The following is a 17,650-nucleotide window of genomic DNA, read 5'->3' on the forward strand; positions in this document are numbered from 1 at the left end:
GACCAGGAATTCATGACAGACGCGCGGAAACTTGATGGGGATTACGACTATGTCATTGTTGGCGCGGGCACGGCGGGTTGTGTTCTGGCTAATCGCCTGACCGAGGATCCCAAGACGCGGGTCCTGCTGCTTGAGGCCGGCGGATCCGACAACTACCACTGGGTTCATATTCCGGTGGGGTACCTCTATTGCATTGGCAATCCGCGCACGGACTGGATGATGAAAACCGCGCCTGAGCCGGGGCTGAACGGGCGCTCTCTGGTGTATCCAAGGGGCAAGGTTCTGGGCGGATGCACCTCGGTCAACGGCATGATCTACATGCGCGGGCAGGCGGCGGATTACGATCACTGGCGGCAGCTGGGGAATACGGGCTGGGGTTGGGATGACGTGTTACCCTATTTCCTGAAGTCCGAGGACCACCACGCCGGTGACAGCGACATGCACAGTAGCGGAGGCGAATGGAAGGTTTCAAAGCAGCGGCTTCAATGGGACATCCTGAAAGCGGTCCAGGAAGGGGCCAAGGAATTCGGCATCCTGCCGCGCGCGGATTTCAACGACGGCCGCAACGAGGGTACAGGGTTTTTTGAAGTCAACCAGCAAAACGGTGTGCGCTGGAACACGGCCAAAGGCTTCCTGCGACCGGCGATGAAACGTCCAAATCTGCGGGTGTTGACCCACGCGGAAACCGAAACTCTGCTATTTGACGGCAAACAGGTTACGGGCGTGCGTTATGTTCGTAAGGGCACGCGGTATGATGCTTTTGCCGGTGCCGAGGTTTTTCTGGCGGCTGGGGCAATCAACTCACCCAAGATTTTGGAACTGTCGGGTGTGGGACGCGGCGATGTGCTGGCCGAACATGGCATCGCTTTGCACCACGAAAGCCCTGGCGTCGGTGAGAACCTGCAAGACCATCTGCAGATCCGAACAGTTTTCAAGGTCCAAAACGCAAAGACGTTGAACACTATGGCGAACTCGTTGGTTGGCAAGGCCAAGATCGCACTGCAGTACGGGCTGACGCAATCAGGGCCTATGTCGATGGCCCCCAGTCAGTTCGGAATGTTCACAAAATCGAACCCTGATCTGGCCACGCCCGATCTGGAATATCACGTACAGCCCCTGTCGACGGACAAACTGGGCGACCCGCTGCATCCTTTTCCGGCCATCACCGTCTCGGTCTGCAATCTGCGCCCTGAAAGCATCGGAACCTGCCATGTTCAGGGGGCGGATACCAAGGTTCAGCCCCATATTCGCCTGAACTACCTGTCGACCGACAATGACAAGCAGGTCGCCGCGAAATCCGTGCGACAGGCGCGGATGATCATGACGGCAAAGGCGCTGAAACCCTATCAGCCCGAAGAAATCCTGCCCGGTCCGGCGATGGAATCCGAGGAGGATTTGGTGAAAGGCGTGGGGGATATCGCCACCACGATTTTCCACCCCGTCGGCACCTGCAAGATGGGCTCGGATGCCTCAGCCGTGGTGGGAACAGACCTTCGGGTGCATGGGCTTGATGGATTGCGTGTGGTTGATGCGTCGATCATGCCCAAGATTGTCTCGGGCAATACGGCCTCACCTGTTGTGATGATCGCTGAAAAAGCGGCGGATATGATCCGCAAGAGAGCTTGAAATATGAACGAGATTGTAATCATCGCACGCATCGTTCCGGAAGACGGTCAGTCAGATTTAGTGCGTGCCGCCATCGAGGAATTGGCATTTGCCAGCCGTGAGGAGGCAGGTAACAAAGGCTATGATGTGTTCGTTTCACCCCACCGAAGGTCAGAGTTTCTGATCCACGAGATCTGGTCTGGCGCTCAGGCGATCATCAATCACGGGCGCATGTCACACATGGTCCGGTTCAAGGAGGCCGTAAACGGAAAGGCCCAAATTTCCGTTCAAAAGTTGGCGAAGCTTTAAGCGCTGCGGGATTCGTTTTTTCGATTCTTTGCAGAGTTTCAGAAAGGTTTTTCTCTCTTTTTCCAACCGGATTTCATAGAGACCGTTTGCCTGCCGAGTGCTTGAATTCGTTTTGGTAAAATATCTCTTATTATCAGTGTATTGCGAGATCATTGGGCTGATCTCGAACGTCAATTTTTTTCATTGAAGAGTCGTCAAGAAAGTTGACTAAGTAAGAGGAAATGATAATAATAACACTTACTGCAATAAATTTCAGACTCGGTTCCTGAGGAGAGGTGCTGACTGGGATCGCGGCTTTGGAGCGCATCGCTCCGGATCGACCGCACTCTGGAGAAAACAAAAGGGAAGAGAGAAATATGCAGCGGAGGAATGTACTAAAGGCGGGCCTGCTGGCAACGACACTGACATTTGTAGGTGGGGCAGGGGCATTTGCTGAGGATGGCAAGCGGATCGCGTTCTTTGTGTCTGACTTGTCGAACGTGTTTCACCAGTCTCAGGCGGCTGAAGCAGAGCGCTATGCCAAGGAAAAATACGGGGCCGAGGTTGTGGTGTTTGACGGGCAGGCGGATTCTGCCATGATGACCCAGAATGTCGATCAGGTTGTTGCGGGTGGTTTCGATGCCGCCACATTGCATATCTGGGATGCCGAGGCCGCGACGCCCGGCGTTGAAGACGCGCTGGCCGATGATGTCGTGATGACCTCGTTCTTCAGCCCAATTACCGATACCGGCATCCCGACCGCGCGCAGTGACGAGGCGGCAGTGTCTTTCGAGATGGGCGCGCAGATGGCGAAAGCTTGGAAAGAGGCGCATCCCGACAAGCCCATCGTGATGGTGCAGTTGGGCTGGCCGAACCATACCGAGGTGAATTCGGGCCGGACCGCGCCTTTTGCCGAAGGAGTACTGTCGGTTGACCCGGATGCGGAAAATCTGGGCGCGCTGGATTCGAGCAAGGGTCAGGAAGCTGCGAAACAGATCATCGTGGACCTGCTGACGCAGCGGCCCGAAGTAAACTTGATTTACTCCGAGGCCTCTAACCTGACCGTTGGCACAATGGCCGGTCTGGCGCAACTGGGGCGCGGTAAGTTCGACAACGGAAAGCCTCTGACCGAAATCGTGGCGAGCGTCGACTTTGACTCGGTCGAGTTCGAACAGGTCTATGACCCGAATTCCAGCCTCAAAGTCTCGATGGGTCTGCCGCCGGTTGAAACCGCACAGGGCCGTATTGACCTGATCATGGATGTGCTTGATGGTAAGGTTCAGTCAACCTCGGACACTGCTGAAGAATTCTTCTACAAGGCCTACACCGTGTCCTACTGGTCGATGCCGAAAGAAGAGGCCGAACAGTGGCTGAAAGATCAGTTCGGCGGCTAATAAGCACTTTTTGAACCGGGTTTGGCGGTCAGGTCCGTCGCCCAATCGCGGGTCTGACCTGCCATCCGGTTCTATACTTGTCGCCAATTCCGAAGCCTTACTCTCCCATAAGGTCCGGCGCTGGTGGCAACCTATCCAATCTCGGATAAGCTTGTTCCATGGACGCGACGGGATCGCGCGCGTCGTAGGCTTGCCAAATAGAAGGGGATGATGATCGTGCAGACTGCCTTTGCCGCAAACGCACAGGAAAAAGCACTGTCCATCAGAGACTTGACCAAGGACTATCCCGGTGTGCGCGCCGTGGATGCCGTGTCATTCGATATTGACCGCAATACGGTGCATTGTCTGGTCGGCGAGAACGGGGCCGGTAAATCGACCATCGTGAAGATGCTGACAGGCGCACTGGCCCCGACCAGCGGATCGATGGCCATTCTGGGCCGGACTTATGAGCCAGACAGCACGCAGGATGCACGCGAAAGCGGGGTCGGCACGCTGTTTCAGGAACTGCACGTTGTCGATCAGCTGACCGTGCTGGAAAATCTGACCCTGGGGATGGAGGCCAGCCGGTTCGGCTTTCTGGTCAAGTCCGACCTTGAGGGGCGCGTGGTCAAAACCCTTGCCGCCATTGAGCCGACGATTGACCCCAAGGCGCGCGTCTCGTCGTTGAGTGTGGCACAGAAACAAATTGTTGAAATTGCCCGCGCGGCCTCATCAGGGGCCAGCATTATCATCATGGATGAACCGACTGCTGCTTTGTCGGAACGCGAGGTCGAGCGCTTGTTCGGTGTGATCCGCCGTCTGCGGGATTCGGATGTGACGGTCATCTATATCTCACACAAGCTGGATGAGATCTTTGAGCTGGGCGACAATGTCACCGTCATGCGTGACGGCAAGCACATAGCCACCAAACCTCTGGCGGACGTGAATGGCCGGCCTGAATTGATCGAAATGATGGTGGGGCGTGCAATTACCCATGACTACGAGCCGCGTGGCGATATTGCGGATAATCCGGTTTTGACGGTCAAGGGACTGACCAACCACCTGCTGAAAGACGTGTCTTTTCACGTGAAAGGGGGTGAGATCGTCGGCTTTTACGGTCTGGTCGGCGCAGGTAAGACCGAGGTTGCGCGCGCCATCTATGGGGCCGACAAAGCCGACGGGCAGATCGATTTCAAGGGCCGCAAACGTGCGGCTTCTCCCAAGGAGGCTATCGCCGCAGGCATCGCTCTGGTGCCCGAGGAGCGGCGTACGCAGGGTCTGTTCACCGAACTCGCGATCCGGCGCAACATTCCGATCATGAACATCCGTAAACTGGCCAGTTTCGGCGTTTTTCAGGATGAGCGTGAGAAAGAAGTCGCCCGCGAATATGTCGGCAAGCTGGGGATCGCAACAAATTCGATTGAGAAATATGCCGAGAAACTCTCGGGCGGGAACCAGCAAAAGGTGGTCCTGTCGAAATGCCTGTTTGCAGATGCGGATATGCTGTTGCTCGACGAACCCACACGCGGCGTCGATGTGGGCGCGAAATCCGAAATCTACGACCTGATCCGCGATCTGGCCAACAATGGCCGCGCGATCTGCATCTTTTCATCCGAACTCGAAGAGGTGCTGGGTATCTGCGACCGGGTTTTCCTGATGTACGACGGGCGGATCCAGGCTGAAATCAAGAACGGGACAGAGGTCGACATTCCGCATATCCTGAATGTTGTAACCGGCGGGGGCGGTGAAAACAAATGACCGATCAGGCAGTTGCAGGCCGCAGGCTGGCCAAACAGGACAACAGGCTGAGCGATGAGATGTTCATCACGTCTCTGGTGGCCGGGGCCGCTGTGGCGTTGTTCCTGCTGGCGTCCATTCTGGTGCCGAATTTCTTTCAGTTTCAGAATGTTGTGAATCTGGTGACAAACAACTGGGCGGTGATCTCGCTGGGCGTTGGGGTCACGTTCCTGCTGGTCTCGGGCAATTTCGACCTGTCGGTCGGAGGTATCGTGGCGCTGTCCGGCGTGCTGGCAGTGTGGTTCGCGCAGGCGACGGATGGGGCCAACGCTCTGTCTTCGGGCTGGGGAATGCCCACGTGGCTGGCAATGGTCTGCGCGCTGATCGGCGCGATGTCGATCGGAGCCGTCAACGCCGCCTTTGTGGTCGCGCTGCGGGTGCCGTCGATCATTGTCACGCTGGGCACGATGATGCTGGCGCGCGGGATCGCTCAGGTGGTCACGCAAGGTTCGCAACGCAACACCAACCTGCCGGCGGATTTCGGGACATTGGGGAACATGACCATGTTCGGCACCTCGATCAAACTGCCGGTGGTGCTAATGGCGACCCTGATCTTTGTGGCGGTGTTTGTCGAACGCAAGACCGTCTTCGGTCGGTTAACCTATCTGATCGGCGCCAACCCCGTCGCCTCGCGCCTGTCGGGGGTCGACAATGCGCGGCATGTGGTCAAGCTATACCTGTTCAGCGCAGTGATGGCTGGGGTGGTGGGTATCCTGCTCGCGTCCGAGTTCAAATCCGGGTTCTCCAACCGCGGCACATTGATGGAGTTTGACGCGCTGGTGATCTCATTGCTGGGCGGTGTTGCAATCGCGGGTGGGTTCGGCTCTGTCATCGGAATGTTCTTTGGCGCGATCATTCTGGCGACAGTGACCTCGGCGGCCACTGGGTTGGTGCTGTCGCCAGACTGGCAATTCACTCTAAAAGCCATCGCCGTGTTCATCGCGATCATGGCCCAGACATGGGCCCTGGCCCGGAGGCACGCGGGATGACTGATTTGACCCAATCCCCACAATTCGGTGACCGGCTAAAACGGTTCCTGAAAGACTACTACATCTATTTGGTCCTGATCCTTGTGGTCGTAGTGCTCAGCACCGCCAATCTGGACAAGTTCCCGCTGTTCGAGCGCGGCAACTTCCTGAGTGAGCGCAATATCATCAACATCCTGCGCGTTTCGGCCCCGATCCTGACGCTTGCAGGGGCGTTTACGCTGCTGATGATCTCGGGCTATATTGACCTTTCCGTGGGTAGCGCCATGAGCCTAAGCGCGGTGGTCTATGCCCTGTTGGCCATCAACGGTGTACCCTTTGTACCTGCCTTTCTGGCAACAGTTTTGGTCGGTGTTCTGTTGGGCGCGATCAACGGCTTTCTTGTGATCCGATTAAAGATTACGCCGGTGATCGCCACGCTGATCACACTGAGCCTCTATAAAGGTATCGCACTATTGTTGGTCGAAGATGGCGTTTCGGCCATCAAATCCGGCGGAGGGTTGAAAATGCCGGGTTGGTTTAACGACTATGGTCGCGATGGCGTCTTTTTTGGTCTGCCTTGGGCATTCTGGGTCGCCATTTTGGTCACGATCGCAATGATTGTCGCGCAGGATCGGATGAAGCTGGGGAAATACGCGGCAGCGACTGGGGGCAATCCAATGGCGGCGAAATTGTCGGGCATCGATACAGCGCGGACCGTGATCATCCTTTACGTGCTGGTTGGCATCTGCGCTGCATTGGCTGGGATCGCGCGGTCCAGCTTTATGTCGCTGGGCGATCCATTGTCAGGTGACGGTATGGAGCTAACCGCTATACTTGTAGTTCTGTTGGGTGGTACTGCCTTCAGTGGCGGTGAAGGGCGTGTTCTGAAGTCCTTTATCGGGGCTCTGATAATTATGTCCCTAACCGTCGGAATGTTGACACTGGTGCCCGCCTATTTCCAAACTCTTGTAGTGGGCACCGCGTTGTTGCTGGCAGCGGCGTCGAACCATTTGGTGAGCAGAAAGGACAGTGAAAGTTGAACGCAAGCGGACCTGACCCAAAAACCCTGCGCCTGATCGCACGTGTCCTGACTCTGCATTTTCAAGAAGGTCAACTGCAAGCGGAGATCGCAAAAAATCTAAGGTTGTCGACTGCAAAGGTTAACCGGCTTATCAAACAGGGCCGCGAAATGGGTATGGTCGAATTTCGTATTCACAGCCCGTTTCAGCGATTGTTCAATCTGGAAAACCAACTGAAACAGCGATGGTCTGGTGTTGAGTTTCTTGTGGTCGATACCGTCACCGAGAATGCGGGTACCACGCTGGATTTGGTCGGTAAGGCAGCAGCTCAGCATCTTCAGGACATCGTGAAAAAGGACGATGTCATCGCAATTTCGGGAGGCAAAGCCCTGAGCGTTGTTGCCAATCACCTCCAACCTCAAGGAGCTACGTCGAACATTGTCATACCAATGACGGGCGGTGTTCAGGGACAGCACTATACAGACGTAAACCATCTGGCGACGCGCATTGCAGACGGGCTTGGCGGTACGGCAACTCTTATCCACATTCCATTGCACGCAGATACCAAGGAAGAGCGCGACATGCTCCTGTCGGTCCGTGCGGTCAGCGATGTGCTCAATCAGGCACGGAACGCAAATGTCTCGTTATTGGGGCTGGGTGCAGTAACCGATGAGGATGCGACCTATTACAAAGCTCATCCGTTGTCTGACGAGGAACGGGTGAAGCTGTACAACAGCGGGGTTAGGGCTGAACTGCTCGGGCATCTGGTCGATTGTGAAGGTGAGTTATGCAGTAGTGCGCTTAACTCCAGACTTGTCAGCCTACCGCTTTTAGACGCTAAGTTGGTTCCAATACGTATTGGCGTAGCAAGCGGTAAAGAGAAAGTTGAACCGATATTGGCTGCATTAAATGGTCAACATATTAACACGTTAGTGGTTGATGAGGTAACGGCCCAATCAGCCTTGGATAGTGTGAAGAATAGATGAAATTTCTGCTTACACCCAGCTCTTCCGAGAGACTGTAGTGCCCCAAGAAGATCTAACTTGGTTTTACAGCCCTAACAGCTCTCGATCGGAGTCGCGTGAGATACGCTCGTGCAGCAGCTTGAGCAATCGATCCGCTTTGTCTCTCTCAATTTCCTCGAGAAGCTTCAAAACAGCCGAGCCATAGATAATCTTTTTGCGCGTTTCATCGCGACGCCGTTGCTTGCTCGCTCGGGCCTGAAGGTCTCTCAGCTTCGCGCGCGTTTGCTCGATTTGTTGATCCAGGTCCGCCATTTCGTTCTCCATTGATTGAGGTGGTCGAACAGGAAATGCGGTCTGTATCCCGGCTTCGCCACCCGGGCGCGAAAATGTGGCTCCGCCAGGCCGCCGTGTGAGCGGCCGTCCGCATGCCCGCTGGGCAAGCGTGTCGTGGTTGCTGCTTCAGAGGGTGGCCTGACCCCACAGGACATTGGCTTGCTGAAGCGCGAGCACGTGCAGAGGACCCCCAAAGGGCGCCGTCTGTTCTTTCGAAGAACAAAAACGGGCAAGCCAGCCGCGATCCCTGTGACACCGGCATTGGGCAAACTGATCGATGAAACACCGAGGGAACAAGAATATCTCGTTGTTTCATTGGAAGGCCGAAAACTGCAGCCAGAGAGAGCGTCCGGCATCGTCCGCGAACTTCGTAAGAGGGCAAACAAACGCGCTGGAAAGGACCGCTCAAAAGTCCATGTGAGAGATGAGTTGCACTTCTACGACATGCGAGGAACGGCTGCTACAGAGCTTCTGCGGGCGGGCTGCTCACTGGAAGAGATTGCAACCACTATGGGGTGGGGCCTTCGCCATGCCGCAAACACCATCGAAAACTACGTCGCTTTGGTGCCGGAGAAATCAGATGAAGTGCTTTTGAAGCTGGCACGGGCCCGCAAAGAAGCTGGTGTCAAAGTGTGAGCTTTCTGTTCTTCAGTAAAAACTCGCCTGGAAACCCGTGGCGTTCAATGCGACATGAGCATCCAAAGGTGGGCGTAGTTCGAACGCCTTTGGTTCCCGTGAGAAATTCCATAGCCTGAAAAGGATCCAGTGGTCACGGTTTTGCTCTGCAACCGCCAATTCGTTTCGGGAAATGTGAAGGGGTGTGCGCTCCCAGCCATTGGTCGTCTTTACCTCGATCAGGCGGCTGTTCTCTTCGGGCGTGTAGCTCGAAATAACATAACCGGCACCATCGCCATCTTCCTGGCTGACCCACCGCACCTTCGTTGCCAAGTCACGTCGGCCTGCATTGGTCAGAACGGCGCGTTCATGATGTAGAACGCGCTCTTCCCCGGCCTTGCCCAGAGATCGGTTTCTCTCATCCCGTCCTGCCACATCGAATTTCCGTGCTACGGCCTGCATTTGTTCCAGTTCATCTGGAGGTGGCGTGTTTTGCATGGTCGGTAGCGTGCCGATCCAAATAGCTCCAAGAGCCTCCGATGCCCCCAAAGCCAGGGAAGGCCTCTCGGCAATCCATCCGCCGCGTTGCTGGAGATGCCGGGCAACCGCATCCACCAACGACATCTGAAAATTGAAGGCGGGTTTGTAACCATTGATCCATGTTTCACCCAAACCTTTGAGGACCGCCGATATGTTTTGGTGCTTGAACTCGATCGAACCCTTGGACCTATCGATCAACTCCTGCAAGGTGCGGTTATGGGCCGCCTTGTTGTATCTGTTGCCCGATAACTCATCAGAAAGCATGGAAAAATAGTCCACCACGATGGCGTCGTTTTCCTTATCTGACCATTCCTCATCGCTCATGGCGCCAGGCTATGCGAAGGGTTTCCTGATGTCATGCACAGGAATATTTGCGGCCACGGTGTAAACCGGCTGTAAACTGAGCGATGCAATTTTCGCTAAGTGTTGGAGGCGAGTACCGGAATCGAACCGGTGTACACGGATTTGCAATCCGCTGCGTCACCACTCCGCCAACTCGCCTTTTCAAGTAAAATCAAATACTTGCCGTGGTGTGTCAGGCGTTTTAACACCTTTCGTCTGGGGCGTCCAGTGGGTTGGTTGCAAAAATCCGTTTCCAAAGGCGTCGTGTGACGCGGCGCGACACCAAGTCTCTGTGATCTGGCGAAACTTTCATTGCTCCAACCGTTGCCGGTTTCGTCCGGATATGGCAAAAGCCGGATATATTTGGGAATAACATGAGCGATCCAATGACAGATTTCGCAACCCGGCGCCGTACGATGGTTGATACGCAGGTCCGACCCTCGGATGTAACGAAGTTCCCAATAATTGATGCCATGCTGACCGTGCAGAGGGAAAACTTTGTTCCCGATGCACAGCGCGAAGCGGCCTATGCCGAAGGGGTGATTGATCTTGGTGGTGGTCGCTGTCTGCCCGAACCACGGACGCTGGCGAAAATGTTGGATGCGCTAAATATCTCGAAGGACGAGGCGGTTTTGGATATCGCCCCGGCGCTGGGCTATTCCACAGCCGTCGCAGCGCGCATGGCGCAACTTGTAGTCGCCGTGGAAGTGGACGAGGATCTCGCGTCAGAGGCGCAAACGATCCTGATGGACGCAGATGCCGACAACGCGGTTGTGCATGTTGGTCCGCTGGAGCAGGGCGCGCCTGAACATGGCCCTTATGATGTCATCATGATTCAAGGCGGGGTTGAGCGCGTGCCGGAAGCGCTGATCGCGCAGTTGAAAGATCACGGGCGCATTGCTTGCTTGTTTGTCGAAGGAGAGCTGGGAACGGTTCGCATTGGGCATAAATCTGCTGATCGGGTGACGTGGCGTCACGCATTCAATGCCAATGCCCCGATTTTACAGCCATTTTCCGCAGAGTGTGCATTTTCGCTATAATTTCATCGCATATTTTTCTGCTGCCTTGATTAGTTGAAAACAACGGCGCAAACTACGGTCAGGGCAGCGTAATTTTGATTTGAGAAGGATTTCGTCATGCGTTCGAGGGCAGGGGGAAAGATTTTTAAGACAATGGCACTGACTGCGGGAATCGCGCTGAGTGCCATACCGGGGCGTGTGGTTTGGGCTGATAACCTGACCGATGCGTTTATCGGAGCTTACAATACAAGCGGTTTGCTTGAACAGAACCGGGCCTTGTTGCGTGCGGCTGATGAAGACGTCGCAATAGCCTTGTCGGCGCTGCGTCCGATCATCAACTGGACAGCGCAGGTCACTCAGAGCCACAACCGACCCACCGTAAGTGGTGTCTCTACTTTGAATCAGCCATCTACCTTTTTCACCGGCCTCACGTTGAGCCAGTTGATCTATGATGGCGGTTTTTCGGTGCTGGGTAAGCAATCAGCGCAGGAAACTGTGCTGGCTACGCGACAGGCGTTACTGGATGTTGAGCAGGATGTCCTGTTTCGCGGTTTGAACGCTTATCTGGGTGTTCTGCTGCAGGAAGAAACGGTGCAAATCCGACTGAACAACGTGGAGGTGTCAGCCGAAGAATTGCGGGCCTCTCAGGACCGCTTTGATGTGGGTGAAGTGACCCGGACGGACGTTGCGTTGTCCGAAGCGCAGCTCGCCAGTTCACAGGCGGATCTTGCGGTTGCACGCGGTAACCTGAGCATAGCGCAAGCAGAATATGTCAACGCAGTGGGCAAAGCACCTGGTCGTACAGCCGGTCAACCGAGCCTGCCGAACCTGCCACAATCAGAGGGTGAAGCAGTTGGCTTGGCTCAGCGCAATCATCCAGCTATTCAGTCAGCGCAACACCAGGTGCGGGCGCTGGATTTGTTTGTGCAACAGCAGCGTGCCAACCTTGGCCCGAATGTCGGCCTGAATGCTGATGCGGGCTTCACCGAAAGTTACGATAATGATGATAGTACTGAAGATGCATCGGTTTCGCTGACGTTCACCCAGCCGATCTATGCGGGTGGTCGACTGGCTGCCACGGTCCGTCGGGCAATGGCAACGCGCGATGCATCGCGCGCCAATTTGCTGAACGTGCAGAAGGACATCACCCAAGGAGTCGCAGACGCCTACGCCGGGTATCAGGCCGCCAGCGCCAGCTTGCGGGCATCGACGGAACGGGTTCGGGCCTCGCAAGTGGCCTTTGACGGTATCCGGGAAGAAGCAACGCTGGGCGCGCGGACCACTCTCGACGTTCTGAACGCTCAGCAGGACCTGTTGGACGCGCAGTTGGCCGAGGTCGCGTCGCGGACCGAACGGTCGCGTGCCGCGTATCAGTTGCTGGATGCGCAAGGCTTGCTGACGGCAGAACGTCTGGGTTTGGCCGTGCAGATTTACGATCCGACCTTGTACTACAATCTGGTTAAAAAGGCTCCGGCGCAGGTCAGTAGGCAAAGCCGTGACCTGGATCGCGTCCTCAAAGCGTTGCGTCGCGACTGAAGACTAATACTACCTGTTGTTTGGTTCGCATTGTTTGGCTACACTCGACCTCAAGGTTAGAGCGGTAGAGAACAATGACGGATGAAGTCGTAAAAATGGGAATCGAGGACGTTTTGTCCTCGATAAAGCGCCTGGTCAGCGAAGAAGATCGGAGAATTCCGAGCGTTCTTGAGGCGTCCAACTCACGAAAGCGCAGTCGGCTGGTCCTGACCGACGCCTTGCGAGTCGGTGATGTTGCCGAGAAAGAGAAATCTCAGCCTCAAGTAGCAGAGCCGGATTACAGGGCCGAAGATTCCGTCAAGCCGATGCTCCTGCGAGCATGCGATGTGGTGAATCACACGGAGCCTGCCATTGAGCAACGAACCGGGACTGAGCAGGAAGACGTCCCTGCGGACAGTCTGAGTTCAAAGATTGAGGCGCTAGAAGCCGCTATTGCCCGAACCGAAGACCAGTGGGAACCGGATGGCGATAGCGAAGACGCTTATTCCGGGACACCGACAAAGCCGCTGGAGTGGGTTGCAGAGCTTGAGACATCGACAAGGCCGCAAGAATGGGCTACAGACTCCGAGATGCCGACAAGACCACCGGAGTGGGCTGCAGAAGATGAATTCAACATTTCCTACTCTGCGAAGATCAGCCCAGCCGAAATGATGCACGCAGACGTTGATACTACCTCGAAGGCGACCTTTGTTCGGGACCCGGCGGTCGTGGCCTCTAGACAGGCGGCAAAGCCGGAAGTGAAGTCTCCGGTTGCACCGACTGCAAAAAAAGATGCGTTGAATATAGATGAAGACGCGCTGCGTGGTTTGATCGCGCAAGTTGTTCGCGAAGAACTGCAGGGCGTTTTGGGACAACGTATCACTCGCAATGTCCGCAAGATGGTCCGGCGCGAGATTCACCGTGCGCTGGCTGATCGCGAATTGAAATAAGCCCTATGGCCGCTTCGGTGGCCGGGCCATGCCCAGCAGGCGATCCAGATCCATATGCTGTTCCAGATGGTCCGCCAGTGCGTCCAGCGTATCCTCGACACCATCCTCATAGGACAGGTCTGATGCCGCGCCCAGCTGCTCAAGATAACGGGCGCGGAAGCTGTCAGACGAAAAGATGCCGTGCAGATAACTGCCCCGAATGCGGCCAGTCGTGTCGGTGGCACCTTCCAGCCGGTCTTCGATCTCAAGCCAGGCCCGGTCGCAATCGGGGCCTTCGGTTCGACCCATGTGAATTTCGTAGCCAGTGATCGGTTCATGACCCGGAATGGTGCGTGCCGTGCGCAGGGTGACCTGTTTTTTACCGGCCATGGTCGTGGTTACATCCAAAAGACCCAACCCTTCGACCGTGCCGGGGCGCCCGTCGACACCATCTGGATCGGCAATGGATTTGCCCAGCATCTGATACCCACCGCACAGGCCCAGCACATGGCCACCCCGACGGACATGAGCATACAGGTCGATATCCCAGCCCTGTGCCCGGAAATACGCCAGATCGCCGATCGTGGATTTGCTGCCCGGCAACAGCACAAGATCGGCATCGCCGGGCAGGGGGCGCCCAGCGGGAATGATTTCGACGGTAACACCCGGTTCGGCTGATAGCGGATCAAGATCGTCGAAATTCGCCATCCGTTCCAGCTGGGGTACGACCACCTTACAGGCCCCACCGCTGTGCGAGCGAATGTCCATCATATCCTCGGCCGGTAATCTCCACGCGTTGTGAAACCACGGGACAACGCCAATGCAGGGCCAGCCTGTGCGAGCGGCGATGTCGTTCCGCCCCTCGTCGAACAAGGACACGTCGCCTTTAAATCGGTTGACGGCGAAACCAGTGATCATCTCAAGATCACCTGTATCCAGAACCGCCTGCGTGCCGACGATTTGCGCTATGACTCCGCCGCGGTGGATGTCGCCGACCAGAACTACGGGGACGTCAGCGGCGCAGGCAAAGCCCATATTGGCGATGTCGCCTTTACGCAGGTTGGTTTCAGCGGGGCTGCCTGCGCCTTCGATCAACACCAGATCGGCATTGCTGCACAGCCGGTCAAAGCTTTCGAGCGCGGCACCTAGCAGTTTGGATTTGTCCTTACGATAGTCGCCCGCCTTCATCGTGCCCGCGCGCTGACCTTGAACGATGATCTGAGCGCCAGTGTCTGTTTCCGGTTTCAAAAGAATTGGGTTCATATCCGTGTGAGTCGGACACTTGGCTGCGCGCGCCTGCAAGGCCTGCGCGCGCCCAATCTCACCACCATTCTCAGTCACGGCGGCGTTGTTTGACATGTTCTGCGGCTTGAACGGAGCCACCTTCAGCCCACGCCGAGTGTAGGCGCGCGCAAGCCCGGCTACCAAAACCGATTTTCCAACATTGCTGCCGGTGCCCTGAATCATGATGGCGCGAACCATGGTCGTCTCCTATACGTTAGGGCGCAGATGACCTGATTTGACACCAAAGGGAAAGCCCCGGATGAACACGCCCGCGCATCTTTTGATCGGCGCTGCCGCTTTTGCGCGGCCTGCGCGCGGGGCGATTCTATGGGCTGCAGTGCTGGGCTCGGTGCTGCCTGATTTGTCGTTGTACGTGATGGCCGGGGTGTCTCTGCACATATTGGGCGTCCCGCCGCAGGTCGTCTTTGATGAATTGTACTTCTCACCGGCCTGGCAGACAGTGTTTGCTATCGACAACTCTTTCATCCTGTGGGGGCTGGCGCTGATGCTTGGGGTCTGGCGGGGATGGCGGTTTCTAACCGTTGCCACGTCCGCAGGACTGTTACATCTGACGGTGGATTTCCTGCTGCATGCGGGCGACGGACGCCCGCAGTTTTGGCCGCTGAGCGATTGGGTCTTTCACAGCCCGGTCAGCTATTGGGACAGCACGCACTACGCCCTTTGGGTGGCACCGGTTTCAGCCGTCCTATGTGTGGGATCTTACGTGGTGCTGTGGAGCAGGGGGCTGTCAGGGCCTGCCAAGCTGTTCTTCACCGCCTTGCTGGGGGGCGAGATTTGGGTGGCCCGCCAATGGCTGCTGTTCTTTTGACCCGCAAATAGAAAAACGCGCCCCGGAAGGTGGCGCGCTTTTTCCTACAGAAATCGCCTTGGTTTAGGCCGCTTCTGCCTGCTGAGCGGCATTGCGACGCTCGCTTTCTTCACGCGACAGCGCGACCGAGGTACGCACGCCGCGACCAACGAATTCCATCAATCCGCCGACAACCCGTTCGTTCGGGTCGATACCTGCGCAGGACAGCACCTCGCGGCCATCGCGCGAGCGAGCCCAGCGGGCGATCTGTTCGGGGCCATTGCCATATTTCTTGTCATCGGCAATAGCGTCGTCCAGTGCAGCCAGCACAACGGCTGCGAAAAGTTTGCGTGCACGATTGCCTTGCTCGTTGTTAAAGGCAGTGCCGTCAACGAAATCTCTCATCTCGTCTTCCTTGTTGTTCTTGCTCTTGCATTTTCGGCGTGACGGTCCTTATGACCTATTAGATGTGATTCGGATACAGCTAAAATGCATAGTTGCGTTGCGTCATTTGCATAGCTTGCTGCAAGTGCAGCACTAGGTCTCGTTGTCTTGTCAGGTGTGGTCCCGCCAGATATAGGGTCGGGAACTGACGCATCAACCGTTTGTGAAGGATTTAAGTCATGCCCAAGATAAATGGGAACGAAATTCGCCCCGGCAACGTGCTTGAGCATAACGACGGGCTGTGGGCTGCTGTTAAAGTCGATCACGTAAAGCCCGGTAAAGGCGGCGCTTTTGCGCAGGTTGAACTGCGTAACCTGCGCAATGGCTCGAAGTTAAACGAACGTTTCCGTTCGGCGGACAAGGTCGAACGTGTGCGCCTTGAACAGAAAGATCAACAATTCCTGTACGAATCTGACGGTATGCTGGTGTTCATGGATTCCGAGACCTACGAGCAGATTGAACTGCCAGCAGACTTGCTGGGCGAGCGCCGCCCGTTTCTGCAGGACGGCATGACAATCGTGGTCGAATTCTATGAAAGCGAGGCGTTGAACGCCTCGTTGCCGCAAAAAGTGATCTGCAAGATCGTCGAGACCGAGCCTGTGGTCAAAGGTCAGACCGCTGCGAACTCGTTCAAACCGGCGATTCTGGACAATGGCCTCAAGGTCATGGTGCCGCCCTTTATCGGGCAGGATGAGATGATCGTGGTGAACACCGAAACCATGGATTATTCCGAACGCGCCTAAACCAGCGCTTTGGCGGAACATTAAAAGATCGCGGCGGCTGGGGCTGCGCGGTCTTTTTTAATAAGATTTCCTGGGTTGGCGATAACGTTCGGGGTTGGGACCAAAAAGTTCCAGCATCAATTCGTATTTGATGCGGTTGGCACTGACCTGCCGGTAAAAGGCGATCAGAAAGGCGGTGGGCCCCTGAATGCGGCCTAGACCGCTGGTGGCTGCGACCACGGTGCCCACATCAGTTCTACCGTTCAAAACCAGATAGCCGCCCAGCATAAGAACACCGACCGTGCCTGCGCCGTTAATGACACTCAGCAGGAATTTGGCCGACAGCTTCCACAGGAACATGCGGCGGCGGGTGTTGTAGATATCGTCGAACTGGGCCTCGATATCCCGTGCCACGGCGTCAATGTCTTCGGTTGTCAGCCTGTCAGTTGAGCTGCGCAAAATGCGGACCCGCTCGGCCACGAAGATGTTCACCTTGCGCTGTGAGATCAGCACAATCACGATCTGCGGCACGATCATTGAAAAGGCGATCATGCCCAGCCCCGGTTGCGTGGATGAGATATAGCCAATGACGCTGATCAATGTACCGATCTGCACCACCGGGTCCGAAAAGGCGCCACCAGCGAACTTGCCCAGCTCCTCGGCCTCGGCCGAGATGGCCGTGGTCATGGTACCGGTGCGCATTTTCTCTCCGGTTTCGCTCAGGTCGGACGAACGCACCAATAGCCGCTGGCGGATCATTCGGATCAGATCCTCACCCAGCGTTCCGGCGCGATAGCCCAGCAGCCATTTTAGGGCCAGGCTCAGCAGAATAACCGACAACATGCCTGAGCCCAGATACAGCAACCGCTCGGTGCTGATATCGTTCGAGGTCAGATGGTTGACGATATCGCGCTGAAATTCCAACGGCACAGCGGCAAGGCCCGCGATGGCAATGGATAGGATTATGAGGATGATTTGCCGCCCGGCGCTGGCACGCCAGATCGCGCGGTATAGTTTGAACATATGCGCATCCGTTCAGTGAACTGACCGCAGTGTGGCAGCGCCCCGGATGTGTTCAAAGGGT

Annotated in this window: 18 protein-coding genes and 1 tRNA gene; 13 read left to right on the forward strand and 6 right to left on the reverse strand. The window is 56.2% G+C overall.

Translation table 11 applies throughout. The features are described from left to right. Positions 1–12: 12 nt before the first annotated feature. From RUE5091_RS13935 to RUE5091_RS13965, 7 genes are all read left to right on the forward strand, one after another. A complete protein-coding gene (locus RUE5091_RS13935) occupies positions 13–1,626 on the forward strand; it encodes a GMC family oxidoreductase (RefSeq protein ID WP_058282527.1) in 1,614 nt (537 codons plus the stop codon). A gap of 3 nt (positions 1,627–1,629) precedes the next feature. Then, positions 1,630–1,914: a putative quinol monooxygenase gene (locus RUE5091_RS13940; protein WP_058282528.1), complete on the forward strand. Its 285-nt coding sequence runs from the start codon at positions 1,630–1,632 to the stop codon at positions 1,912–1,914. 356 nt (positions 1,915–2,270) lie between these two features. Further along, positions 2,271–3,287 (forward strand): sugar ABC transporter substrate-binding protein, encoded by a 1,017-nt coding sequence (locus RUE5091_RS13945; RefSeq protein WP_058282572.1) that lies wholly within the window; start codon positions 2,271–2,273, stop codon positions 3,285–3,287. Between the two features lie 210 nt (positions 3,288–3,497). Further along, positions 3,498–5,024: a sugar ABC transporter ATP-binding protein gene (locus RUE5091_RS13950; protein WP_058282573.1), complete on the forward strand. Its 1,527-nt coding sequence runs from the start codon at positions 3,498–3,500 to the stop codon at positions 5,022–5,024. After that, positions 5,021–6,052: an ABC transporter permease gene (locus RUE5091_RS13955; protein ID WP_058282529.1), complete on the forward strand. Its 1,032-nt coding sequence runs from the start codon at positions 5,021–5,023 to the stop codon at positions 6,050–6,052. Before RUE5091_RS13950 ends, RUE5091_RS13955 begins: the two co-directional genes overlap by 4 nt. Continuing rightward, on the forward strand, positions 6,049–7,071 hold the full coding sequence (locus RUE5091_RS13960; RefSeq protein ID WP_058282574.1) for an ABC transporter permease: 1,023 nt from the start codon (positions 6,049–6,051) through the stop codon (positions 7,069–7,071). Before RUE5091_RS13955 ends, RUE5091_RS13960 begins: the two co-directional genes overlap by 4 nt. After that, entirely contained in the window at positions 7,068–8,036 is a 969-nt protein-coding gene (locus RUE5091_RS13965; RefSeq protein ID WP_058282530.1) for a sugar-binding transcriptional regulator, read from the forward strand. The genes RUE5091_RS13960 and RUE5091_RS13965 overlap by 4 nt, the downstream gene beginning before the upstream one ends. A gap of 63 nt (positions 8,037–8,099) precedes the next feature. On the opposite strand, the gene RUE5091_RS13970 is transcribed toward RUE5091_RS13965, so the two are convergent. After that, positions 8,100–8,327 (reverse strand): hypothetical protein, encoded by a 228-nt coding sequence (locus tag RUE5091_RS13970; protein WP_131726317.1) that lies wholly within the window; start codon positions 8,325–8,327, stop codon positions 8,100–8,102. Positions 8,328–8,507: 180 nt separating this feature from the next. Here RUE5091_RS13970 and RUE5091_RS13975 point away from each other — a divergent pair, with 180 nt between their 5' ends. Continuing rightward, positions 8,508–8,984 (forward strand): tyrosine-type recombinase/integrase, encoded by a 477-nt coding sequence (locus RUE5091_RS13975; protein ID WP_165590784.1) that lies wholly within the window; start codon positions 8,508–8,510, stop codon positions 8,982–8,984. A 12-nt stretch (positions 8,985–8,996) separates the two neighbouring features. Here the strand turns inward: RUE5091_RS13975 and RUE5091_RS13980 are convergent, their stop codons facing one another. Next, complete coding sequence (locus RUE5091_RS13980) at positions 8,997–9,827, reverse strand: protein NO VEIN domain-containing protein (RefSeq protein WP_058282533.1); 831 nt, start codon at positions 9,825–9,827, stop codon at positions 8,997–8,999. Positions 9,828–9,930: 103 nt separating this feature from the next. After that, a tRNA-Cys gene (locus tag RUE5091_RS13985) sits at positions 9,931–10,004 on the reverse strand. Between the two features lie 227 nt (positions 10,005–10,231). Here RUE5091_RS13985 and RUE5091_RS13990 point away from each other — a divergent pair. The 3 genes from RUE5091_RS13990 to RUE5091_RS14000 all read left to right on the forward strand — a co-directional run bounded on the left by RUE5091_RS13990 (position 10,232) and on the right by RUE5091_RS14000 (position 13,329). Further along, positions 10,232–10,885: a protein-L-isoaspartate O-methyltransferase family protein gene (locus tag RUE5091_RS13990; protein ID WP_058282534.1), complete on the forward strand. Its 654-nt coding sequence runs from the start codon at positions 10,232–10,234 to the stop codon at positions 10,883–10,885. Positions 10,886–10,981: 96 nt separating this feature from the next. Further along, positions 10,982–12,400, forward strand: coding sequence for a TolC family outer membrane protein (locus RUE5091_RS13995; RefSeq protein WP_058282535.1), 1,419 nt, complete (start codon positions 10,982–10,984; stop codon positions 12,398–12,400). A gap of 74 nt (positions 12,401–12,474) precedes the next feature. Then, positions 12,475–13,329, forward strand: a complete 855-nt coding sequence (locus tag RUE5091_RS14000) for a hypothetical protein (RefSeq protein ID WP_058282536.1) — start codon at positions 12,475–12,477, stop codon at positions 13,327–13,329. Positions 13,330–13,332: 3 nt separating this feature from the next. On the opposite strand, the gene RUE5091_RS14005 is transcribed toward RUE5091_RS14000, so the two are convergent. Next, a complete protein-coding gene (locus RUE5091_RS14005; RefSeq protein ID WP_058282537.1) occupies positions 13,333–14,790 on the reverse strand; it encodes a cobyric acid synthase in 1,458 nt (485 codons plus the stop codon). A 61-nt stretch (positions 14,791–14,851) separates the two neighbouring features. On the opposite strand from RUE5091_RS14005, the gene RUE5091_RS14010 reads away from it, so the two are divergent. Continuing rightward, positions 14,852–15,421, forward strand: coding sequence for a hypothetical protein (locus RUE5091_RS14010; protein WP_058282538.1), 570 nt, complete (start codon positions 14,852–14,854; stop codon positions 15,419–15,421). Positions 15,422–15,484: 63 nt separating this feature from the next. On the opposite strand, the gene RUE5091_RS14015 is transcribed toward RUE5091_RS14010, so the two are convergent. Next, the gene (locus RUE5091_RS14015; RefSeq protein WP_008757056.1) at positions 15,485–15,805 is read right to left on the reverse strand and encodes a DUF6280 family protein; all 321 of its coding nucleotides are present in this window, start codon (positions 15,803–15,805) and stop codon (positions 15,485–15,487) included. 218 nt (positions 15,806–16,023) lie between these two features. Between RUE5091_RS14015 and efp the strand changes: the two genes are divergently transcribed. Continuing rightward, positions 16,024–16,587, forward strand: a complete 564-nt coding sequence (efp, locus tag RUE5091_RS14020) for an elongation factor P (RefSeq protein WP_058282539.1) — start codon at positions 16,024–16,026, stop codon at positions 16,585–16,587. Positions 16,588–16,644: 57 nt separating this feature from the next. Here efp and RUE5091_RS14025 read toward each other — a convergent pair whose 3' ends face one another. Continuing rightward, a complete protein-coding gene (locus tag RUE5091_RS14025; RefSeq protein ID WP_058282540.1) occupies positions 16,645–17,589 on the reverse strand; it encodes an ABC transporter transmembrane domain-containing protein in 945 nt (314 codons plus the stop codon). Between the last annotated feature and the right edge of the window lie 61 nt (positions 17,590–17,650).

The sequence above is a fragment of the Ruegeria denitrificans genome (assembly GCF_001458295.1).
Taxonomy (GTDB): Bacteria; Pseudomonadota; Alphaproteobacteria; order Rhodobacterales; family Rhodobacteraceae; genus Ruegeria; species Ruegeria denitrificans.